This window comes from Nostoc sp. ATCC 53789 (assembly GCF_009873495.1).
In the GTDB taxonomy this organism is placed as follows: domain Bacteria; phylum Cyanobacteriota; class Cyanobacteriia; order Cyanobacteriales; family Nostocaceae; genus Nostoc; species Nostoc muscorum_A.
This window is the reverse complement of record NZ_CP046703.1, coordinates 1,653,849-1,678,366: the sequence shown is the minus strand read 5'-3', so window position 1 is coordinate 1,678,366 and position 24,518 is coordinate 1,653,849. Positions and strand designations below refer to the sequence as shown.

Sequence of the window (24,518 nt, the reverse complement as noted above, 5' to 3'; positions counted from 1 at the left end):
TTCAATCAATTTAAATCGATGTCACTTTTGTAAGACATTGGTCTGGGTTTTGCTTTCTGAGATGTTGGCTGAGATTTCTTAGGTGCTTGGGGAGGGCGACATCTCTCGCAATATAAAGGTCGAGGCCCGAACGTCTCGCGTTTTGTCAGATCGTTACACTCTTTACAGACAAACTGGAAAACACGAGTATGAATCTGTCTTTTGTGCGCCCTGACAGTGTATTCTCTAACATCAATGAATTTACTTGCCATAATCAGGATTGTGAATTGCCTTCGGATCAACGTCCTATCAATATAGCTATTCAAGCAAATCAAACTGCATCAGTGTGTGTTTATGTAGAAGTTTTATTCAAATCAGTGAATTTGACATTGAACATAAAGTACAGATGAGCAACTTGAGAGTTAGCCATTGACTATCATCTCAGCATATAGTTGATGATGAGCAAAAACTACCACCATTTCTATGATGCTTGATTGTGAATACAATTCCCACTGTCTATAACTAGCTGTTGTTGCCTAACGTGATGCACTTTCGATACAAATGGGTAGTCTTCAACTAAAGCACAATCTCTCTCAATCATGCCAGTTTTGTAAATTGAAAAGTACATATCGGAATAATCTTGCCAAGAAAAGACAAGCATAAGCTAGTAGTTCGCTTTCGTGACGAAAGCGGGGTAAGGGGGAAGGGGGAAAGGTTTTAAATCCCTTACCCTTTACCCAGACCTCACAAGCGCATTTTTGGGTTGGCAGACTACTAGTTTCGCTGGATAAGATTACACTTCGACAATAGTTTCTTAAAGACCTTTTCGAGGTGCTTGAATAGACTGTGAATTAAATCTTACCAGAGTATCCTTCAGTCCCTGATTTTGATTCATCTGGATGCAGAAACGATTTTCATCGACTTCATTAGGGAAATTGAGCATAGGGGAGTGCAAGATTATTCGCTTCTACTTTTATTGATGGAAAAATCAAGTTATTACCAGTGTGTATAATTGCCAATTATATAAAGTAGACCACTTTTAAGCCCTCTTCCCCATAGTAGATGGGTGACGAGTAGCAAAGCAATTTATGTATAAAGAAGAACCACCTCCCATTTTTTAGAAGGCGGTTCTCACAGCTAATCAAAATATCAGAGAAAGTCCAAGACTCCCGAATCTTGAATTGAATTAACCAAGATTGACTTTGACGGCTTTGTGTTTTTCTGATTCCGCTTTCGGCAAAGTTAACTGGAGAATACCATTTTTGTACTCAGCTTGCACTTTGTCATTTTGAATTTGGGAAGGTAACGGGATTATCCTCTGAAATTTTCCATAACGGAATTCAGACCGAGTAATACCGTTTTCTTCACTCTTGGTTTCAGTTTTACGCTCACCGGTAATTGAAATTGATTCGGGAGTTGCTTCTACATTTATATCTTTTGCTTCTAGACCAGGTACTTCTAGTTTCAAGCGAATTGCATCATCAGTTTCTTCTAGTTCAGCAGCAGGACTAAATATAAATCCAGGCCTCTCACCACCATTAGTAGTTGGCATCAATCTGTCAAATAAACGATTCATTTGCCTCTGCAAGGTATCGATTTCTCGGAATGGTTCCCAAGATTCAGTATCCCGAAATGGTTCTAAACGTTCACTATCCCGGAATGGGTTCCAACGCATCAGTGCCATAACTATCACCTCTAAGATGAACTATTTAGTCTTAGGAGGCTCAATCTCAAGCTTCTTAGCTTGCGAACAGCTGATAAAATGGGTTGTTAAGCAATCTTAAATTGCACAAAGCTCAATTTCAAGCTTCCTAGTTATTAGACTAAATCAACCTTCAAGTTGAGTAGGTTCGGTTTCATCGCAATGTGCGATGTCTACGACGGGCTACGCCTACGCAATAACCGTACCTGTTGAAATGCTCACAAAAAATCAGGAATTTCTACATCCTTCTAGAGACGTAACACTTCCAATACTTTTCGGTTAAGGGGAAAAGGGGAAAGGGAAAGGGTTTGAATTTCCCTTTCCCCTTTAACCTTTCCCCAGACCAAAAGAGAGATTATTGGGTTTATCCGAAAAGTATTGGTAACACTTTTACATTTCTACTCCTGACTTGTAGCAGGCGGTGCAGCAGGTTGCGATTGGGGTTGTTGGCGTAAACGGCGCAACGAGTCCCGCAACTTGTTCTGGTTAGAGTTGTCTCTTCGCCGCCGCCTATTTGCGGTTGGTTGTGGCTTTTGTGATGAATTGCTACCCGCTCGTTCAGTACGGATACGGCGTAGAGATTCTCTTGCACTTCCTTGAGTGCGAGTTGTGCTAGCTCCAGATGATGAGTTGGTAGGAGTACTTTCCCTTGTTTGAGGTTCCAATCGTCTACTAAATCCAGATATTGCTGGTCTTGTGGTTCTAACTTCATTAGATGAAGGTGTCAACTCTCTGCGCCTACGTTTTGGAGCTTCTTCTGTGGAGTTAGCAGCCGTTGTCTGTTGGGTTCTCTCTTCTGCTTCTCTTTGTCTTTTCCGTTCTTGAACTTGGCGCGATCGCCGTGAACCTTGTATGGCAAATTCAGTGGCTATTGATACCCCTTGTCTACCACCTTCTGCGGGTTTTAATTTCCAGTCACGCGCCTGTCTTACAGTTTCTTCATCCAAATCGCGGTTTCCACTGGAGCGAGCAACCCGAACATTGGTAACATTGCCTTGTGCATCAGTATCAACAGCTACTTCTACTCTACCTTCAACTCCTCGCCGCCTTGCTGCTTCTGGATATTTGGCATTACATTCGCGGCAGGCTGCACGACCATTACCATTACCTGAACTGTTAATTTTTGGAGATGTTGGTGCTGTTGGCGCTGTTGCTACTGGCGGACGATTTTCTGTTTGATTACCAATACCTGAGCCAATACCACTACCATTACCTGAGCCAACACCACTACCAGTGCCAGAGCCAATTCCTGAGCCAACACCAGTGCCAGTACCACTGCCAATGCCACCACCAGAGCCAGTGCCAGTTCCTCCACCAGCGCCACTACCACTGCTTGTACCTACAGCAATACCGCTACCTGAGCCTAAACCAACACCAGAGCCACCACCGCCACCACTCTGAGGAGCAACAGTTGTCACAGGGACGAATGGTTTCGGAGCAATTTCCCTATTTACTGGCTGTGGGTTTTGAGTTGTTTGTTGTGGTTGTTGTTGAACTGGCTGTGGGTTTTGAATAGTTTGTTGCGGTTGTTGAACTGGTTGAATTGTCGATCTTTCAATCAATTCTTGTACTGGTTTTTGTATTTGTGGAGTTTCTATAGATTGTTTTTGAACAACTTCAGGTTCTTTTTTGGGTTCTTCTGGAATTTTTTCAAGCGGTTTTTCTGCTTCCACAGCCGGAGAATCCACGATCGCCACCTCTATCGCTTCATCTTCTCCTGTAGGCACTCTCGTCAAATAATTACTTATGCCTGATGACAGTACGCCGATATGCAGCGCCAGTGAACCTATCAGACTGTAAGTCAGAAAAGACTTGAGAGCCTCAACTTCTTTGGAACGTTGCTCGACAGTAATGCCAGAAAAACTCATAGCTATTGCTACCTATTCTCACTAATTTAGCCATCTTAGAATGCAAGGTTACAAATATCAAGTCAAAAATTAAAATTAATTGCGATCGCCTTACGGAACCCTTCACTAGCAAAAACATCTTTTAAAACCACCAATATCATGGTATTTGAACAAAATTAATTTTTGTTTCAATCCAATTAAATTTTTTTATGCAAAGCAAACGAACAATTAAATAAAAATCATGATGGCTACATTTGAAAAAGTTATCATTATATTTTATATTTTATTGAGAAAAAGTTTCAGCTTTGAACTAGATTCTGGTAGTCTGATTTTGTATTGTGGATGATGTTATAGAGGCACTACATGGGAATTCAGAATTTGTTTGCAGCAGGTGGTGTGGTCATGTGGCCCCTGTTGGCGTTTTCGGTATTGGGTGTGGCACTGATCATCGAGCGGATCAGGTTTTGGGTACGGATTAATCAGCGTCAAAACCGCGTGGTGCGAGAGGTTTTGAATCTCTACCGTCTTGATAATGTTGTCGGCGCAATGGATAAACTTCAGAAAAACGCAGATTTACCATTGGCACGGATTTTTCTTGCGGCTTTAGAATTGGAAGAGCCAAATCCAGAGGAATTTCGTTTGGCATTAGAAAGCGAAGCTCAGGCTGAGATACCTGTACTCAAACGTTTCCAAAACATTTTTGAGACAATTATCGGGCTAGCACCATTATTAGGTCTTCTCGGTACTGTGTTAGGATTGATTGCCTCCTTTGCCTCCCTAAACCTTGGTGATGTGGGAGGTACTAAAACAACTGGCGTTACATCTGGGATTAGTGAAGCTTTGGTATCAACCGCATCAGGATTGATCGTTGCTATTTTTACACTCTTGTTTGCTAATACTTTCCGGGGATTGTACCAAAGGCAAATCGCACTAATTCAGGAGTATGGAGGACAGTTAGAATTACTCTACCGCCGTCGTTATGAAAGAGGAGAAAAAACTTATGCGTCTACCAGATGAGCCAGAACTTCCATTACAGATCAACATCGTGCCGATGATTGACGTGATTTTTGCAATTTTGACATTTTTTATCATGTCAACTCTGTTTTTAACCCGCTCAGAAGGTTTACCAGTAAATTTACCGAAGGCTAGCACAGCGAAACAACAGCAAGTTCCCACCAGAATTACGATTACGGTAGATGACAAAGAACAAATAAGTCTGAACCGTAAACCAATTGCAGTTGATGATGTGACAGAGCAAATACGCGCTTTAGTTGGTTCTAATCGAGATGTGTTGGTGATTATTAATGCTGATGAGAAAGTTGATTATGGTCGAGTAGTAGCGGTGATGGATCGGGTTCGTAAAGTTGAAGGAGCAAAGTTAGCGATCGCTACCCAAAAATAAAAAGTAGAAATGTTGTACATCAGAAGTTCAGAGAGTCAGGAAAATTCGATATTCTGACTCCTAACTCCTTTTTCTCTAATAACTAATAAGCTGCTACGCAAATAAGATTGCACATCAACTGGTGAGGTTGTCCTTGGTCAATTGTCCTTTGTCCTTGGTAAACACAAATGACTAATGACAAATGACTAATGACGGTCTACACGGAAAATATTGCAATGTGTAGGCGCGTTAGCTTATCAGCTACCGTTACGCATCTGCAATTCTTGATATATAAGTTTAAGTAATAACTCTTGGTGTGAATAGATGAAAAAGTGGTCGCCGTTGAACTCATGTAATGAGAAAGCAGCGATGGTCTGTTCTCGCCATGCTTGCAAAGCTTCATGACTAACATCTTGGTCTTGCAAACCACCAAAAGCAGTAATAGGACACTCTAGTGGCTGTTTTGGAGTGTAAATATAAGTTTCTAGAACTGCAAAATCTGCCCGCAAAATCGGGAGAAATATCTGCATTAGTTCCTCGCTTTCTAACACTGCTTTGGGTGTACCGTTAAGACTGCGTAGCTCGTTTTGCAAATCATGGTCTGATAGGATATGCAGGGGTGGTTTTATGGGTGGCAATTGCGGAGCGCGACGAGCAGAGATGAAGAGGTGAAAGGGAGTAAGATTATACTGAGAGCGAAGTAGACGGGTCAACTCAAAGCTAACTAATCCGCCCATACTATGACCGAAAAAGGCGAATGGTTTGTCTAAGTATGGTAACAGAACTGGTGCGATCGCTTCCACAAGAGGTTCTAATCGCGTCAAGGGTGCTGACTTAATCTGTCTTCCCCGTCCCGGATATTCTACAGCACAGACTTCGACATTACTCGGTAGATTATTAGGCCATGTGCGAAAAATTGCCGCGCTACCACCAGCGTAGGCGAAGCAGAATAAACGCAAGTTTGCTTGCGGATTTGGTTGGGGACAGATAACCCAGGAATTGAAGCTTGGTGTAGTTGTCATAATATAACTTAGAGTTGATAATACAACTTTGCTTTAATTTTTAAGTATATTAACTGATAATTTTATGACAGGAATGGAACCTTGGGCGATATCAGCCGTTAGCGGTGTCGCCGCTATGTTTGTCCAAATCGGTGGTCAGGTTTTAGGAGGATTGGGCAAAACTCTAAATGAAAAAACCAAGAAGTTAATTTTTGCTGCATCAAATGAATATCAAAAGAAGTACGAAGAACGGCATGGCATTATCAAAGTATTAGGAATGCGTGAACATGTCAAGCTGGAATCGCTCTATACAGCCGTGCAGTTTTTAGATGATGATACGAGTTTTCAATCTATTGAAAATTTAGAAAATGTCTATCGCCAAACTAAAATCCGAAGGTTTCAATCTCAAGATGGGGATAAACAAGAAGGAATTAAAGTTGCTAATGATAAGCAATATCTGATGGTTATTGGTGGGTCTGGTGCAGGAAAGTCTACATTTTTGCGGAAGATGGGAATAGAAGCACTCAAAGGTAAAAAAGAAGGGTTTAAACACGCTTGCATTCCTGTTTTTATCGTATTGGAAAGGTTTGCATCCAGCAAGCTCAATATTGAAACGTTTATTGCTGAAGAGTTTGGTATTTGCGGCTGTCCATCACCTGAACGATTTGCAGCCAAAGCTTTAGAAGAAGGTAAATTACTAATTTTGCTGGATGGTTTGGATGAAGTACCAACAAAAAACTTGACCGAGGCAATTAGCGAAATTCAAAACTTTGTTGACAAATATGATAAAAATCGCTTCATTATTTCTTGTAGGGGAGCAGCGTATCGCCACAATTTTCGCCGCTTTACCGATGTGGCAATGGCAGATTTCGGGGACATTCAAATTGAAAGCTTTATTAGTAATTGGTTTAGAAGTGAACCGGATAGAGGTAAAGATTGCTGGCAAAAACTCAATAGCCCTGAACACACTGCTGCTAAAGAATTAACACACACGCCATTATTGCTGACTTTGGTGTGTTTACTTTACCAGCGCTCTCACAAATTTCCTACTAATCGAGCGACTATTTATGAAAGAGCATTGAGAGTTCTGCTAGAAGAATGGGCAGATGAAAAAATTATTGTCCCTGAAGACCTTTATAAGGGGCTAAATACCAAACGTAAAGAAATGATGCTTTCTGAAATTGCCCATGATGCATTTCAGCAAGACCGCTTATTTTTACCGCGACGGGAGATTGCAGATAAAATTGAAAAACTGCTAGCGGAAATGCTACCTGATGAAAAATTTATCAGTGGGGCAGATGTTCTCAGATCCGTTGAAGTACAACATGGAGTATTAGTAGAACGTACAGATGGTATTTACTCTTTTTCTCATCTAACCCTTCAGGAATATTTTACAGCACGGTATATTAATGACCATCGTCAAGTTGAGAAATTAGTTACTGAACACCTGACAGATGAACGCTGGAATGAGGTGTTTTTATTGGTAGCTGAGTTAATGGGGAGTGGTGCAGATGAGTTGCTGTTGTTGATGCAAAAGGAAGCGCAAAAATATATTAACACCCCGAAGTTGCAAGCATTATTAAACTGGGCAGAACAGGTAACAGTTGGATCAGTAAGTAATTTGAAACCTGTACGCAAACGTGCATCTGCGATTACCAGAGCTTACATCAACGCCATCGCTATCGCCAACGCCATTGCTAACACCTACACTAACGCCAACATTAACGCCAATGCCATCGCCAGAACCAAGACTTACGCTAACGCCATAGCCAACGCCAACGCCAATGTTATCGTGAACGCCAACGCCATCGCCAGCACCATTGCCAATGCCAACATCATTGCCAACGCCGACCCTAAGGCCATTGCCATCACCATCAAAAATAGTGGTGAACTAAAAAAATCAGATATCTTCAATAACGTCAACTTTACTATGCTGAGCGCCCAACTAGAAGCACTCAAAGCTACAATTCCTGATGAGAAACAGCCAAGGGAAGTGCGTCGGGCATTTGCTAAACACCTGCAACAAACCTTACTCAAAGCTTTCCATCTCACCCTAGAAATGATCGATTTATCTGAGGAAGAAATAAAAGCACTGGAAAATTATCTCTACGCCAATCACCTCATCATCCAGTGCAAACAAGCAGCAGTGCGGGTATCACCCCAAACCTGGGAAGCAATTGAGGCGCGGATGTTGTTGGTTCCAGGTAGTTAAGCAACAAGAGAAAAATGAAAAAATAGCCAAATAAACGCTCCATGAGTTCATTACAACAGGCTAAGGATATAAAAACTCGAACCTTTACAGCAATCTTGCATTAGGAAGAGGATGTTTATGTAGCTGAATGTCCAGAAGTGGGAACCGCCAGCCAAAGAGAGACGATAGAAGAAGCTATTGTTAATTTATGGGAAGCAACAGAACTTTATTTAGAAGAGTTCCCACTTTTTGAGACAGCACTTCATCGTTTACTTTTTTAATGCAAGCCGATACATTAACAATGTAAGCTGACGCATTAACAATGCAAGCCGATACATTAACAATACAAGCTGACGCATTAAAAACGCAAGCTGACGCATTAGCATTGTAGAATATTGCCAAATTTAATTTGCTACGAATTAATGAAATGCTGTACTAAGTTCTAAGTCCTGTTGTTAAGAATGCAAAAGCTGTGGTTTTTTCTCTTCATCCACATATATATCATGTTCTCTGTGAATGAACACTTCAGACAATTCCTGATAAGCTTCAGTCCAAGCCGCCATCACTTCTTCTGTAGCAGCGTCTCCCAAAACATCTTTCATGGCTTGCAGTAAACTTTCTCCAACAATAGGATATTGCTCTGGTGTAACATGAGTCTGCACATGACGATGGGCAATCTTTTCTACCATCGACTTTAAAGCAGGTAAATTATCAATTTGGTTAGCATAGCTATAAACTGCTGTTGCTAATCTCGCAGGCTGAGAACCATCTGCTTGAGCCGCCATACTAAATTGTTCTTTGACTTCTGGATGATTTTGAAACATGATTTCATACATCCGAGTTGTGATTTGCTCACCGTTCTTTTTCAAAACAGGTGCTGTAGATTTGACGATATCTATTGTTTGTTGGCTAACCATAGTTTTTGGAACCGCTTAGAATCTTGATTGATTTGAATTTACTGTTTATTTCTAGCAGTTACTATGAGCTAGCTCATATATAGCAGGAGCCAAAATTCAGAAGTCAGGAGTCAGCCAGCAGGAAGAGTTACGGCTTTAGCGTAACGCATGAATATACAACTAATTCATGATGAAATTGTAGAATGCAGTTGTATAGATTGATTATTTATCAGATACTAATTTAATATGCATACTATTACTCCAAATTCAACTAAAAAAGACTGGGCAGGTGCGATCGCTAAACCAGCAAAAGAATTCCCCTCTACCCAATTGCCAATTATCTCTGGCAAAATCCCAGATGGCTTGCGTGGAACACTTTACCGCAATGGCCCCGCACGGCTAGAACGCGGTGGCGTTCGCATGGGACACTGGTTCGATGGAGATGGAGCAATTCTGGCTGTAAATTTTACTGATGCAGGTGCAACCGGGGTTTATCGCTACGTGCAAACCTCTGGCTATCAAGAAGAAGCCGCAGCAGGTAAACTACTCTACGGCAATTATGGCATGACTGCACCAGGGCCAATTTGGAATCAATGGCAAAAGCCCCTCAAAAATGCTGCCAACACTTCGGTGCTAGCACTTCCAGATAAACTTTTGGCACTGTGGGAAGGTGGTAAACCTCACGCCCTCGATTTACAAACTTTAGAAACTTGGGGCGAAGATGATTTAGGGGGGTTAACTAAAGGATTAAGCTATTCCGCACATTATAAGCGTGACGAACAAACAGGGGAGATTTTTAACTTTGGCATCAGCCCTGGACAAAAGACGACGCTGAATATTTACAAAAGCGATTCGACTGGCCGGATTATCCAACAAGCCGCATACCAATTAGACGGTATACCAGTGATGCATGATTTTGTTTTAGCAGGACAGTATCTTGTATTTTTCCTTCCGCCAGTGCGATTGAATATTTTACCCGTGCTAATAGGGATAAACAACTATAGTGATTCGCTAGAGTGGCAACCTAAATTAGGAACTCAGATTTTAGTTATCGATCGCGAAACCCTATCTGTGGTGAGTCGTGGAGAAACCGAACCTTGGTTTCAATGGCATTTTGGTAATGGTTATGTAGATGCTAGCGGTTCAGTGATTGTAGATATTGCCCGTTATGAAGATTTTCAAACTAACCAATATCTCAAGGAAGTAGCTACAGGTGAGACTCACACCCCAGCTAAAAGTACACTAACGCGAGTTCATTTGCATCCTCAAACTGGCAAAGTTACGTCAATTCAGCAACTATTAAACAGACATTGTGAATTTCCGAATGTACCACAGCAAAACGTAGGACAAGCTTCTCGGTATACATATATGTCAATATTCCGTTCAGAAACAGATATTAGCCAAGAAGTACCAAATGCGATCGCCCGCTACGACAACAAAACCGAAACCCTCACCGAAGCAGACTTTGGAGAAAATTGTTATCCTTCAGAACCCATCCACGCCCAAGACACCCAAAACCCTGAACAAAGTTGGGTGTTAACCGTTGTCTACGATGGTAATTCTCATAGTAGCGAAGTTTGGGTATTTGATAGCGATCGCCTGGATGCCGAACCCGTTTGCAAACTAGGATTACCCAGCGTCATCCCCCACAGCTTCCACGGCACATGGAACCCAGCCTAATAACCCCTCCGCGTTACCTCTGCGTTTCCCTTAGCGTTCCTCTGCGTTAAAAAACATATCGCATCTGGTCACTGCCTTACGCGGGTTAGAATAAAAAAAACCTTACATACATTACGCTGATTAAGCAGAATTGCCCATGACCACTTCTAAACGCCACTACCACATCACTACTTTCGGCTGTCAGATGAATAAAGCTGACTCAGAGCGCATGGCTGGCGTTTTGGAAGACATGGGCTTTGAATGGTCAGAAGATCCGAATAATGCAGATGTAATTCTCTACAATACCTGCACAATTCGGGATAATGCCGAGCAAAAGGTATATTCTTACCTTGGCAGACAAGCGAAGCGCAAACATGAAAAACCTGATTTAACCCTCATAGTTGCTGGTTGCGTTGCCCAGCAAGAAGGTGAAGCGCTATTGCGGCGAGTCCCAGAATTAGACTTGGTAATGGGGCCACAACACGCCAACCGTCTTAAAGATTTGCTGGAGTCAGTGTTTGACGGCAACCAAGTTGTGGCAACCGAGTCTGTTCATATTATTGAAGATATCACCCAACCGCGACGGGATAGTAAAGTCACAGCTTGGGTAAATGTAATTTACGGCTGTAACGAACGCTGCACCTATTGCGTAGTTCCGAATGTGCGCGGTATTGAACAATCTCGCACACCGTCAGCGATCCGGGCTGAAATGGAAGAATTAGGACGGCAAGGTTACAAGGAAATTACTTTACTTGGTCAAAATATTGACGCTTACGGTAGAGATTTACCAGGAGCGACAGTAGAAGGTCGGCATCTGCACAACTTCACAGATTTACTTTATTACGTCCATGATGTGCCGGGAATTGAAAGATTAAGATTTGCTACTAGCCATCCCCGTTATTTTACAGAGAGATTAATTAAGGCTTGCGCTGAGTTACCCAAAGTCTGCAAACACTTCCACATTCCCTTTCAATCTGGGGATAATGAACTTTTGAAGGCGATGGCGCGGGGTTATACCCATGAAAAATATCGTCGGATTATCGATACCATTCGGCGGTATATGCCAGATGCTTCCATTAGTGCTGATGCGATTGTCGGTTTTCCTGGGGAGACAGAGGCACAGTTTGAAAATACTTTGAAACTGGTGGAAGATATTGGCTTTGATATGTTGAACACAGCAGCATATTCACCGCGTCCAGGGACACCTGCTGCTTTGTGGGACAATCAACTAAGTGAAGAAGTTAAAAGCGATCGCCTCCAAAGGCTCAATCATCTAGGAAACTTGAAAGTAGCCGAGCGATCGCAACGTTACTTTGGACGCATCGAAGAAGTTTTAGTAGAAGACCAAAATCCCAAAGATCAAACCCAGGTGATGGGACGCACTGATGGTAATCGTCTGACATTCTTCAGTGGCGATATCAAAGAATTGAAAGGACAGTTAGTGAAGGTAAAAATTACCGAAGTTCGCCCTTTTAGCCTAACGGGTGAACCAGTTGAAGTGAGACAAGCCATACCAGTATGAAAAGAGGGTTAAAGGGAAAAGGTTAAGGGGAAAAGGAACCTCATATTTAACCTTTTTTCTTCCTCAAAGCTATTTCACCTTAGCGCGGAAGCGGACAAAACCATAAAAATCTTTAACGAGATTGGGTAAATCTGGACTTCGCGTAATATTTACCACCACTGCCCCATTGATGTTAGCACCGCAGTAAGATGGGACTGTCTCATTAGCAGGATAAAAGCTTCCGCGATCGCCATCCAGTGCATTGGTTAGATAAGCCGTAGGAGTGCTGGAACCAAGCGCAAGAGCAATACCTTGATCTACCCCTGATAAACCACCATCATTAGGAGTTAGACCATTAAAGGCAGTGGGAATAAAAGTAGTATTGACAGGAACTAAATCACAAATTTGGACACTAGTTGCATTACCTAAACCATTGGAAAGTAAGTAGATAGTGTATTCTAACTCATCTCCTGGTTTGACTATCCCAGCGTTAATCAATCCGCGTAAGTAATTAGTGGGCCATGTGTTACTGCTATCATCATCAGTGTCACGAGGAGATGCTACGTAGTTGGCAGCATTGGGAGAAACGTCGCTGCGACCATCTACAATGCTAGTTAAATTCTGGCTGTTAATCCGGGTGATGCGTTTCACTAAAATTAGCTGAGGTTTGGCAGCTGATAACGCAGTTAATGGCATAGTTACCGTAGCAGGTGTAGGATCTTCTTTGCCTGCTTTATCTACTGCGGCTACAGTAAAAGTGATGGTTATAGCGCCATCTATGTTCGGATCTACTGTTAATTTGGTCGGATCGTAATTAGTAATAATTTGATTCGCTGTCACAGCTACACCGTTGTAGTAGAGAGTTCCATTAGTTGGCAGACTAACAATCTTGAAACTGTTGCCAGAACCAAGGTTGCCATCTTCCGGGTCAGTGCCAGATAGTGTTGGAACTTGTACAGTATTGGTTCCCCCTGGATTTGTTGTTGTAGATCCAGTGACATTATTAGTATTGGGCAACTGCTCAATTCCAAAGTCCTTACTAGAGATGTTTGTAGCAGTATTAAAAGTAGCTGTCGTGAGTGGGCTAGTATTGACCCAGTTAGACGGCAGGGAGGTCGCAGGGGCAGTATTACCTATAGTGCCAGCAGTTGTACTTAAAATAATTTTAACATTACTTTGATTCAAGGGAACATTGAGAAAAGTATAAGTACCATCTGCGGCGACAGGTGTTGTTTTTAAGACCTTATTGTTAGAATCAACGAGAATAGCATTTAATAACCCACCTGCATTGGTGCCAGTTTCCGAACCAGTATTGATATTAGTAAAAGTATTGTTAGCGCTATTATCGGCATCATCCCAAACCTTGCCGCTTAGAAAATCATCATCATAGATTGTGTAGCTGGAAGCGATCGTTGGGGAACCACCACAAGTCGTTGTTGAACTGGCGAAAAAACTAGTTGAAGTTTGTATGGTGAATACGATTGTCCTCACACCTTGAGGAACGTTGTTATTAATGACAGTAAAAGGAATGGTAAAGACACTAGTAGCATCACTGCCGTCGTAGTTGCCCGCAGGGATAGTAATATTAAAAGTGGATGTGCCTGATGTTGTATTGTAGTCTGTACCCAAAACGGCTGTACCAGAAACGGAAATCGGAACACTGATCCCCCCAGTTGGCACTAAACCAACAATCCTAAGTTTAGGTGGGTTAGTAGTAGGGGTAGTTTCCGATTCTGCTGCACCACCTGAACTCGCCGTGAACTCAAGCACCGGTTTACCAGCAAATTGCACGTCATCAAGGAAATTACCTATAGTATTGTTCCCACCCCCCGTAGAAACGGCCGCAAACCCTACAGGTTTATTTGCTGAAGCCCCAGTGTAAGGAACAGTTCCAGAGTATCGCACCCAGCCATTTCCAGCGTTATTGTTAGTGACAGTAGGAATAGTTGCACCATTTTGTGCGACAGGTTGTGCCGTAACTGTTCCATTGTTAGTTGTTGAAAATTTGCCAAAAACAGTTGCTGTTGGATCGGTATATAGTCCAATTAAAAAATTGGCTACATCAGCAATATCTGGTTTTGACCGCCCACGGTGTAGGAGAGAGAACGTAATTGTTTCATTTTGATATAGACATAGATTCTGATATAATTCAGAAGCTTCTTCAGCATTTAACTCAGCAAATTGGTTTCCTGCACCAGTTGCTGTGTTAACACCATTAAATCCTTTTGTCCAAATTTCAATGATGTGACCTAATGTAGTGAAACCAGTAGTTGCACAAGAAGCTGTCCCTTGCTTGGTACTATGAGTTGTTGTCCACCCGGGGATCTGACTTTCATCCACTTGAATGTAACAACTATTACTAAAAACAGGTTGCTCAAAGCTGGGATTTAGGAACGATCGCTGGATATATTGAGCTTGCGCTACTGTAGGTTGAAGTACTAATGTCGCACCGAGAAGTCCCCAGCTAAAAATATTAAGATTTTGCCATAAATTCTTCATTAGTAAATCACCATAAAATAACCTTTAAAAAATATTGATTACCTGAACCATAATCATCAATGAGGACTGATTATCCTCAAACAAATCTTCAGTCTCTAGCTTTCCCGAAATCGTAAATAATCTACCATTTGTATTCAGATTGATAGTGGTAGTGTTTTTATTAAATAGTTGTTTTATATTTCACGCTTTTGTATCCCCTTCGTTGCAGCCTTGAGTTTACCAACCAAAGTATTCATTGCAGATTCCTGTGGCTGACGTGGCACTGGTTTTTGCTGTCCAAAGCCATCAAATAGTTCGTTGAGTTTGACGCTGACACCCAAATATGCGCCACCTGCGGAACGTGTTCCTGAGAAATCCCGGTCATCAACTTTACCAAATACATATCCAGCAGAAACACGCAGGTTAGGCGTGAGATAATAGCCTGTTTCTACTACAAAGCCTGTTTCGCTGTAGCTAGACTGACTAATTACACGAGCCTCACCCACCAAATCCCAGCTATATCCCAAACGATAGGTAGCGCGTAATTGGCCCAGATTTACTGTATTTGTACCAGCTAAATCGCTGGCTATGTAAGAAGTGCTGTTACGCAAGGCATACTTACCATAGAACTCCCATTGCCAGTTAGGAGCGTAAATAGCTTCTAAAGCAAAAGTATGGTCTTCAGAACCCGTACCACTACCTAAGAGGATGGTGTCAGGGATAGTTGATGGATTTTTGCGATATTCATAACGCAATAAGGCATTAAATTTATCGCTATTGGGGTCACGATAAGCTAGTCCCAACTTTAAAGTAGCTGTGTCTCCCAGTCCTGAAAGCTTTTGATTGGATGAACCAGCTTGTTGATAACGTACCAATGCGGTGAGAGCCGGAGAAATTTTACCCGCAGCACCTGCGGTAATTACTGTATTGCTACCACCAGAAGAAGAACGATGTTCGTAACGGGCACTGGCTTGAAACTGCGGATTATCACTGTATTCCAGCCCCACGCTATAGCTATCGCCACCATCAAATCCGATCGCAGATGCTGATTGACCAAAGGCGAAGGGTTGGGCATATTGTTGACCCGCCGCAGTCCGTCCGAAGAAGTTGCCAAATACGTGTTCGTAAGCAACATTCAGCCGCAATCCCGAAGCAATAGTCCAACGGTTATTTAGACCAATCGCCCCTTGGGTAGTCATTTCATTTGCACCACCCAAAATTGAGTAACGACCAGTCAAGGTAGTATCCGATCCAAGTTTGTGTTCACCGTTGACACTCAAGCTGGTGATGGAATTACCCGAATATTGACCACTAGTGTAAAACTGTTGGGCCAAACTGATATTTACACCAGGAATTGCTGCCCAATTTAGCCCGAAGATGGTACGGTCTGGGTAAACACTATCTTTTTGGGAAGATAAACTGATTTCATTTTGGGCTTGGAAAGTCAGATTTTTAGCAATAGGAACTGTAAAACGCGATCGCACTTGGTCAGAAGTACCACTGAGGGCGCTGTCGGGAATGCGGTCTTCCCGATGACGATGAATCCAATCCACATCAATAATGGCACTACCCAGGCGTTGTTGAATCCCGGCGGAAATTGTCGTTAGGGAATTATCAACTTTACTACCAGGTATCGACTCATAGCGGGGTGCAAATAGTTCTTCAAAGGTATCTAAGGGTTGGGGAGCAATGCCAAAATTGTCTTCGTGGTCGTACTGCGCCCTGACGTTTGTAGTTGAAGTGAGTTTAGCTGTAACCTGCGCTCCATAACGGGTTTGTCCTGGGACAAAGCTGATAGTGGCATTATTAGCAAAACCTGTATCGGCAAAGCGATAATAGGCACGACCTTGAATCCCGTTAGTAATTTGTCCCTCAGCTTCCAACCGATATGCTTCACCACTAACCTTTCCTACAACATCAGAATCATTAGTGGAATGGGCATATTCTGCAATTAACCTACCTTGATTACCCAAAGAAATCAGCGCATCTGCACCGTAGAGTTGAAAATCACGTACTCCCTGATTTTCTTGGACATAAGTTGCTCCTATCCAACTTTCCTGGTTAAGTTTGCGGGAAAGGTTATATTGCAAACGACCAGCATAGATATTGCTATCAGAATCTTCGCTGTCATATTGATAGCTAACAACAATCCGGCGTACCAATACTTGTCCGGTTTGATCGATATCGGTACGAAGGATAGGTTCGCGGAATAATAAAGTACCGCGATCGTAATCGATTTCATAGTCTGGGCCACGGTTAAGCTGTTTCCGTTCTAGTACAGTTCCAGGACGATTGAGTTCTTCTAACTCAATAAAGACATTTTCACTACCTGGTTGTAGTATTCTGCGAGAGAGGAAGTAATAACCGCTAGTACCATCGGGAGCAATAGTATCTCGCTGGAAAGCTTCTAAGTGGTTGCCATACAAACCTGTAACTTGTAGGTTCCCTAAGTTGTAGTTAGCTTTAAAACCGTGAAGTTGTCGGGTGATAGAAGTAAACTGCTGCGATCGCCGCGCAAATTCTTCTGTGTTGTAGTCACCCCACATGGCATAATCAGGATCGGCTCCGGGGATACCAGTTGAACGCTCCAAACGCACATATAGGCTGTCAATGGAAGGAGCAACGACATCAACTTGCGAGCTATCGCCGTAGACAGGATAATTTTGCTCGCTGGATTGGTAAGTTCTAAACAGGCGATTATCGCAATTGCAATCTTCATTGAGGTTACGAGAACTGTTGTATGCGCCTGTAAACAACCATTCTCCGATCGCACCAGTGGCAAATATCGCCGAGTGGAAATCTAACTGCGTTCTGTTATCTTTGTCAGGCGGGAGAAAATCACGGAAACTTCCGTAATAATCTGTACCTCTAGCGCCCAAACGTAAATCTATTACGCCAGTAACCAAACTCGGACGCAGTGAGGTTTCAAATTGTAGTTGGGTAAAGGCTTCTAAATTATTAGCGATGGCGCGAATTGTGACAGTTTGGGCTTTGAGTTGCGATCGCAACTTAGCCGTAAATTGCCCCGCTTTCGCCTCTACTTGAAATCCGGGTTCATCGGGTTTGAAGTCTTTCCCAACCAACTCCCCAGCAGTAGGTATCAAAGTGATAACAGCATCACGATTAGAGCGATTACCACTTGCATCGATCAGTTGACCTCTGATTGTAGCTGTAGAACGTCCATCCGCCGGGATACGAGACTCAACAGTTTCTAAGGTTATTTGCTGTGGCGCTCCCCGGACTACGACTTGCACCGTTACAGGAGGTTCTGTCCCTCCTACTACTTGTGCAGAGATGGTGTTATTACCTTCTTTTAACGAAACACCATACCATGTCTGCGTTACTAAATTAGTATTGGCATCGCTTTCTGTTCGTCCAATTGAGGAAGGATCTACTAATACACCATTAGACCGTAATTCTACTGCGCTTCCAACGGGGAATTGCACAATCACTGTGGTAGCAGGAACATCCACAATGTTGTTAGCAGTTGGCATCAGGAATTTTATTCCTGTAGAGATGGGGGAAGCGGGGGGAATTTTCTGATTTTCCTCAGTTACTCCAGCTATTTTGCGTAAGCCTCTGGGCAAATCAACAGAAGTTGCTGGTTGAAATGCTTTTATTTCCGTTGGAGAAGTTTGAAGCTCTATTTTTGTGTCTTTGCGTTCTTCATTCTTAATTCCTGCTAGTTTGCGTAAACCTCTGGGCAAATCAACAGAAGTTGCTGGTTGAAATACTTGTATTTCCGTTTCACTTGGCTGAACATCTGAAATTAAAGTATTAGTTGAAGGAAGTTCAAGAGGTAGAAGTTGCTTGTCAGAACTTCCCAAAAGATGGGGAGAACTTGAATCTATACTTTTTTCAGCAACTTTATTCCGATCCGCTTGATCCTCATCCTGGTTTTTCACATTATTTGGAAAAACCAAACTTCTAGCCTCCTTCTCTTGTAAGGATCTACCGTGTACACGCAAATCGGAGTTACTTTGAGATCCGGGTTTTACCCCCCTTAATCCCCCCTTGTAAAGGGGGGAAAGAAAATCTAGTTCCCTCCCCTTTCCAAGGGGAGGGTTAGGGTGGGGTAATTCGATAACTTGTGTGTACAGCGTAGCTTGTAAGGATGGGGGAGAATTCAAAGCCTCTCCCGTCTTAAAAGAGAGGTTTTCTAGATCCCTTGAAAATTCAGGATCTTCGACACCTTTGTCTGATTGTGAAGGCGAATCGGGGAAAAAAAGATTTTCATTTGTAAGTTCTGCCTTAACTATGGCAGGATACAAAACGAGGCTGAGAGCTACTGGCATCACCCCCATCATCTTCAGGTTGAAAATAGTTGTATGGTGCAGTCTGGGTTTCATTTTTTGACTGGCTCCTGGAAGGCGGGGGTGACAGCGAAATTCATACGTACCAAGCCACCAGGTTCTAAACGCACTAAGCGAGATTGGCTATTCCGTTCACGGAATTTTTGGTTGGGAGCTAGGGTGTAACCCGGTACACTGCTGAGGTCTAGTACACCTGTATGACTTCCTGGTAAGACATTAGCTAAGGAGAACAAACCATTCGGATCTGTGGTGATGCGGTTTCCGTCCTCCAGAAAAATCACTGCATTGGGGACTCCAGGTTCACCAGGTTGTTGTTCACCATCAAAGTTTTTATCAATAAACACGCGACCGATAATCGTGCCACAATCAGAAACGATTCCTGGACGAATTTTTAACTGGTGCGTTGCTGGGCCATCCTTGGTGCTAAAACGGTTATCAGCTCGTTGAGCATTCACGATCGCACTATTTCGACCGTTACCACGCACAGCATCGGCTGTTAGTTGAGCCGCGTAAGCAATATTCAGAGTTTTTCCCGTAGGAACTGTTATATTTGTGCGGAATGTCACCGTGTTTCCATTGCGTTCTGAGGTGATAGTAATTGCTTGACCATCTAACTCACCCTGCACAGATTTAGGTAAAAACTGGAATCCTAAAGGTAAGTTGTCGGTGACAAATATATTATTCAAACCAGCATCAGCAAGGTTTTTTACCGAGATCCGGTAGATTACCGTATCTCCAGGTTCAGCCGTAGCGCGATCGCCTGTTTTGACAATCTGCAACTGATTGGCTTGGCACAGATTTGTACTGAATTCAAAGGCTAATAAGTCCAGTCCTACTACTTCTGCATTCGGAACTAAGACAACCGTTTGCTCTACCCTAGTTTCACCTGTAAGGCTGATTGGTTGGCCATCCAGAGAACTAGCGATATATCGCACAATATTATTACCTTGTGTGCCAGTGGTACCAACGATTTCAATCTTGATCCGCCGTTGCTTGTAGATAGAATTTGGCGGTGGATTAACTACGAAAATATAAGTTCTACCTGGATCAGTTTGACCCTTATTCGGATCAAGTAGGAAATTGTAGACACCCGCAGGGTTATTCGTAACGAAGTAGGGGTTACTATTCTCGGTATTTGGCGACTTACCGCCAGGAACGTTGTTATTAGGAATATCGGGTAACTCTGTTCGAGTCAAAGAAAGCAAACCGCCTAATTCTGTACCCGTTGGGTCGCTAGGGTTAGATTCGTATACGCCAACTGAAAAACCTGTATAGTCAGGCAAAATAGTACCAGCGCAACCTAATATCCGCCCTAATGGATCGACTAATGGGCTAGGACTAACATTAAGCTGACTAGAAGTTCCATCATATTTTTGATTATTAGCAGAGTCTGTATAAGTATAAGTAGCTTGATTTATTAATGGCAAAGACACACCCAGATTGTTAGTCTGTTGTGCGATCGCTGGTATAGATATAGTAGTTTGCAAAAAACTCCCCAGAAGAACAGTAGCTGTTAACCTTTGATACCAGCTACTCCTATAAGTAATTTGTTTTTTCTTTTGAGGACGGCTCACTGAACACATCTCCTCTGGAATGCCACTTTTTTTGTTAATAAAAGCACTTGTTTATCTATCGAAGATCCCTCCGATTCTCCTTATAAAGCACGTTGTTTTTCGCTCTTGACTCCCAAAAAAGTCGCTACAGGCGGGTGATATCAGGCATAACGAATCAGCGAACTTGGACTTGATAAATAGCTTTAACCGTTTTCTTGGCTGGAACTGATGGCACTTGCAAACGGATGTGGGTGTAAACATTCGCTGGTGCTGGTTTTGTTTCCACTTTCCCGCCAGGAAGAGTAACTTTTACAGTAGGATTTTCGACAAAGCTGCGTCCGCCATCAATGCTGTAGGTTACTTTAGTCTCATTAGTGGCGATCGCAGATTTCAGTATGTATACCATTCCTTTAGGAATAGGTTGATTGAGAATCAAATTCTTTACGGGGCGATCGCTCTTATTTTCGCCACTTAATGTATATCGCAGCACATCTCCTGGTTGCACCACAACTTGACCTTTTAAAGGTTGCCATGTCTTGCTTTGCTTACCCTGCTGATCCTGTGCTATAACTTGCTTCTCAGCTTCTAAGCGCAATTGTATTTGCCCTTGAGTTTTGACATTTTGGGCAACAGCACTGGTAGAATGCCATAGAGAAGCGATTCCTGGCACTTGGCTAACAAATGGCACTGTAACAATAAGTGCGAACGCTCCTAAACTTGCAAAAGAAAAACGCTTCATATCAATAACCTCAAAAAACTTTCATAATGCCGATTGCTGATTTATCTTTCCCTGTTTTCGCTGGGGAACAATCATTTTGTAGTTGGCATTTTAGGATTAAAGCACCAGCTACAAATACAGATGTGCTATACACCCCTCTTTGCAAATAAAGAGGGGTGAAATCAAACTATCTAGTTAACCTTGCGTTGGAAGATAAATGTTCTTTGAACACCAGGTGCAATCTGTCCAGTGGCAGTATTTACATACTTTGTGACATCACTGTTTAGCGTGGTTCCGGTTTGGTCGATGCTAGAGTTAGTAGCTGGATTACCATTGAAGAACTGGATAGTTGAAGCCCCAGAATCCTTTGCTGAACCAACAATGTTGCTAGTATCAATTTGAGTGTTATTGTCGTTGTCTAGCGCCCAGTTGTTGCCCCCTGCTGTACCATCTTCAGTAATCACAACTTTGTCAGCGTTCAAAATCACGTTACCAGTTCCAGATTGAACATCAGAAATATTTGTGTATTGAATTTGGTACTCAATAATGTTTCCTGGTGCAGGGTTCTTCGGAGTGATACTGAATGTGCCATCAGTCCCTTGCACTGCTGGGCCACTTCCTTGTAGAACTCGTGACATTTTCAACAGTTTTAAGAAGCCAGTGTAGACGCGATCGATGGAGATGTTGTTGACTTCAAGAGGATCAACTACACCATTATTATTAGTGTCAATAAAGGCTGTAATGGGTACTGGGAAGCCCTTACCAATATCAGTCGATAGTTGCGTACCAGGTGGTAAGTCAACTTCTACACCATAATTAACAATGCCACCAGCAGGAACAGCAAGGATTTTAATTGGTGTATTACCGTTTGCTATGCTAAAAACACCAGTAGCACTGTTGTAGGTATAAACAGCAGATTGACTATTATAGCTAACAGTCACCTTTGTATTATTTGGCAAATCTGTAAATGTTGCTGGTGCGGTTGGCACTATTGTGATGTCGTTAGGGCTAGTGCCGTTGTTCTTAATTGTGTTAGTGAAGCCAACTGATTGTGGGTCAAGCGTACTACCCGGTGATGTGTTAGGAGGAACAAAGGAAGATTTGTTGGTGAAGTCATCGTTGGTTAAACCCGATGGCCCAGTAGCATCCGGTGCATTATTCGGCCCGTTTAAAACTGAGTTCGCCTGGGCGACTGAAACAGTATAAAGGTTGACATTTCCTATAACAGAATTAGTACCTTGGTTGTTATTGCCCGTATCAATATTGGTGGGAGTAGTAGGATAATAGCCAGCGTCAGGTGTAGTAGGAAAGGCTCCAGTAGTGGGGTCAATATTATCTGGGTTTTGATCGCCTGAATCGTCGAAGAGTAGTGGGCTATTTGGATCGCCAGCAGTTTTACCGAACACTTGAGCGATGTTGTTAACATCTGTCGCTGTCGTTCCTGTGATTCCAGTGGTCGTTACTTGTACTGTAAAGCCTGTAACGGTTGTCCCAGTGGCAACTGAAGAGATAGAGGTAGGATTGTTAATAAAACCAACCCGTCTAACTACACCGCCTGTTACTTGAGTTTTGTCCGTTTTCCACAGAGCCTGATCAGCAGTTGTAGTTGCGGGATCTTCGCCAGCATAAACCACTATCCACCCTGAAGGAGCAGTTGGAGTTCCATTAAGAGTTGTGGATGCTGGAAGTGCATCAGAAACTAAGATGCGAGGAACAAGACTACCGTCTACATTGATACTTGTACCAGCTAAAGCTGCGGGTGTTAGCCCCCGATTAGTTACGTCATTGCTCTCAACTCGCAAGCTTAAACCATAAGTCAGTACATCATCATTGAGTACGGAAGTATTACCAGGGTTGTAGGCTGTCCGAGTTTTGAGTATTGTGGCTAGAGCAACGGTTTTAACAGTGTTACCCACTTGAATTTGCTGGGTAATACTAGATTCTCGTGTACCGTTAACTGGTGCGCCAGTAACTTCCCCACCACCTGCGTTATCAGCGTTATCTACAGTGTAAACGTCACCACCATCGGGATTACGCAGTTGGTTTTGGGCATCTCCAGGAGTATTACCAAGGGTAACTTTAATTACGTCACCGGATTGAGCGCCAGTTTGTACAGTCACTGGCACACGCACCAACACAGTACCGCTAACCGGAATTGAGGCTGTATCTACACCACCAGCTGTTACGTTTGTCCAAGTTGTACCACCGTCAGTACTATATTGCAGTGTGCCACTAGCTGGTGTTACCCCATTTTTATCAGCAGGAAGTACACCAGAAACTGTACCAGGCCCGGTTGTTGTTGCTTGGTTGGGAATATGGAATTTGGTGGGGTCGTTACCTACGTTCGTTAGGGTGTAGGTGTAAGTTAGTAAGTCATTAACTCCAACAGCACCACCATTGTTATCTGTAACACCAGAGGCAGTGACGGTGATTCCAGCAACTTCTGCCACAGTGACGGTTACAGTATTAGAAGTGGCATTTATAGTTGTTCCTGGTGCGTTGGGATCTTCGTAGGTAGCAGTCGCTGTGTTACTGATAGATTGACCACCAGCTGTCCCGTCAGCTAGTACAGGTGCAATAAATTGGAAAAGGCTGCTAGTTAATAATGCTGTTGCTACTAGAGATTGATAGCATTGGCGCTGCTTGTTGACAGATTTTTTTCGGTTTACCATGAAAGTAGTTTGTTTATTTGCTGAACTTGTATCTTGGGTTTTGAGACAGGATAAAGTTCGGCAATTCCTTAAAGAATTACCGACTAACTTGCCCAAAGCCTTAAGGTTTTGGGCGCTGCATATATGAAAAGTTAATTTATTGACGACTCCTGAAAAACTACTAGATTTAGGCAATAGGCAGAAAATTTATTGCCTACTTGTTTTACGCTCACTGTTGATTATCAAGGTTAGCAATCGCAAATATAGGTAATTTACTAGTGTGTTCTGCTGAATCTTTCGATGTAAATAGCAATGTAGCTTTTATACCAAAAAAAAACTTCCGTATAAACAAGTAACTTGTTTAGCGATGAGTGAACGCATAAAAACTGAAAAATTAACTTTATTTTGGCAACACAGATAGAAATTGTAGTGTTTGAAATAGAAGCAAAACATCCTACAAGCTATATATCAAAGCTCTTTTGAATATTTGCTGCTATGCATACATGATACTGTGTGTAGTTATTTGTCTAATGAAATAAAAAATTAAGTCAGTGATCTCGATCACCAAGTAAAGCGATCTTAATTTAATAAAATGCAAATAGCTCATGGATGTGATGCAATTTAATCATATCCATGACCAGCGTTTAC

At 42.6% G+C, this 24,518-nt stretch carries 15 protein-coding genes; 5 read left to right on the top strand and 10 right to left on the bottom strand.

Features of this window, described 5'->3' with window-relative positions:
• Positions 1–5: 5 nt before the first annotated feature.
• From GJB62_RS37395 to GJB62_RS06760, 3 genes are all read right to left on the bottom strand, one after another.
• A complete protein-coding gene (locus GJB62_RS37395) occupies positions 6–251 on the bottom strand; it encodes a hypothetical protein (protein WP_114083336.1) in 246 nt (81 codons plus the stop codon).
• 914 nt (positions 252–1,165) lie between these two features.
• A complete protein-coding gene (locus tag GJB62_RS06765; RefSeq protein ID WP_114083337.1) occupies positions 1,166–1,663 on the bottom strand; it encodes an Hsp20/alpha crystallin family protein in 498 nt (165 codons plus the stop codon).
• Positions 1,664–2,079: 416 nt separating this feature from the next.
• Positions 2,080–3,549, bottom strand: a complete 1,470-nt coding sequence (locus GJB62_RS06760) for a TonB family protein (RefSeq protein WP_114083338.1) — start codon at positions 3,547–3,549, stop codon at positions 2,080–2,082.
• 342 nt (positions 3,550–3,891) lie between these two features.
• On the opposite strand from GJB62_RS06760, the gene GJB62_RS06755 reads away from it, so the two are divergent.
• Both GJB62_RS06755 and GJB62_RS06750 read left to right on the top strand, forming a co-directional pair.
• Positions 3,892–4,545, top strand: coding sequence for a MotA/TolQ/ExbB proton channel family protein (locus GJB62_RS06755; RefSeq protein ID WP_114083339.1), 654 nt, complete (start codon positions 3,892–3,894; stop codon positions 4,543–4,545).
• Positions 4,529–4,930 (top strand): biopolymer transporter ExbD, encoded by a 402-nt coding sequence (locus GJB62_RS06750; RefSeq protein ID WP_114083340.1) that lies wholly within the window; start codon positions 4,529–4,531, stop codon positions 4,928–4,930. Before GJB62_RS06755 ends, GJB62_RS06750 begins: the two co-directional genes overlap by 17 nt.
• Before the next feature lie 236 nt (positions 4,931–5,166).
• On the opposite strand, the gene GJB62_RS06745 is transcribed toward GJB62_RS06750, so the two are convergent.
• Entirely contained in the window at positions 5,167–5,931 is a 765-nt protein-coding gene (locus GJB62_RS06745) for a thioesterase II family protein (protein WP_114083341.1), read from the bottom strand.
• 64 nt (positions 5,932–5,995) lie between these two features.
• Here GJB62_RS06745 and GJB62_RS06740 point away from each other — a divergent pair, with 64 nt between their 5' ends.
• Positions 5,996–8,122 carry an NACHT domain-containing protein gene (locus GJB62_RS06740; RefSeq protein WP_114083342.1) on the top strand — a complete coding sequence of 709 codons (2,127 nt, stop codon included), beginning with the start codon at positions 5,996–5,998 and terminating at the stop codon, positions 8,120–8,122.
• Positions 8,123–8,556: 434 nt separating this feature from the next.
• Here the strand turns inward: GJB62_RS06740 and GJB62_RS06730 are convergent, their stop codons facing one another.
• Positions 8,557–9,018 carry a globin domain-containing protein gene (locus GJB62_RS06730; protein ID WP_114083343.1) on the bottom strand — a complete coding sequence of 154 codons (462 nt, stop codon included), beginning with the start codon at positions 9,016–9,018 and terminating at the stop codon, positions 8,557–8,559.
• Between the two features lie 225 nt (positions 9,019–9,243).
• Between GJB62_RS06730 and GJB62_RS06725 the strand changes: the two genes are divergently transcribed.
• Entirely contained in the window at positions 9,244–10,677 is a 1,434-nt protein-coding gene (locus GJB62_RS06725) for a carotenoid oxygenase family protein (RefSeq protein WP_114083344.1), read from the top strand.
• Positions 10,678–10,813: 136 nt separating this feature from the next.
• Positions 10,814–12,178 (top strand): tRNA (N6-isopentenyl adenosine(37)-C2)-methylthiotransferase MiaB, encoded by a 1,365-nt coding sequence (miaB, locus tag GJB62_RS06720; RefSeq protein WP_114083345.1) that lies wholly within the window; start codon positions 10,814–10,816, stop codon positions 12,176–12,178.
• Between the two features lie 69 nt (positions 12,179–12,247).
• On the opposite strand, the gene GJB62_RS06715 is transcribed toward miaB, so the two are convergent.
• The 5 genes from GJB62_RS06715 to GJB62_RS06695 all read right to left on the bottom strand — a co-directional run bounded on the left by GJB62_RS06715 (position 12,248) and on the right by GJB62_RS06695 (position 23,891).
• Positions 12,248–14,656, bottom strand: a complete 2,409-nt coding sequence (locus GJB62_RS06715; protein WP_114083346.1) for a hypothetical protein — start codon at positions 14,654–14,656, stop codon at positions 12,248–12,250.
• 173 nt (positions 14,657–14,829) lie between these two features.
• Entirely contained in the window at positions 14,830–18,984 is a 4,155-nt protein-coding gene (locus tag GJB62_RS06710) for an Ig-like domain-containing protein (protein WP_114083347.1), read from the bottom strand.
• Positions 18,981–20,531 (bottom strand): isopeptide-forming domain-containing fimbrial protein, encoded by a 1,551-nt coding sequence (locus GJB62_RS06705; protein ID WP_114083348.1) that lies wholly within the window; start codon positions 20,529–20,531, stop codon positions 18,981–18,983. The genes GJB62_RS06710 and GJB62_RS06705 overlap by 4 nt, the downstream gene beginning before the upstream one ends.
• 145 nt (positions 20,532–20,676) lie before the next feature.
• A complete protein-coding gene (locus GJB62_RS06700) occupies positions 20,677–21,240 on the bottom strand; it encodes a DUF11 domain-containing protein (RefSeq protein ID WP_114083349.1) in 564 nt (187 codons plus the stop codon).
• Between the two features lie 170 nt (positions 21,241–21,410).
• A complete protein-coding gene (locus tag GJB62_RS06695; RefSeq protein ID WP_114083350.1) occupies positions 21,411–23,891 on the bottom strand; it encodes a hypothetical protein in 2,481 nt (826 codons plus the stop codon).
• Positions 23,892–24,518: the final 627 nt, after the last annotated feature.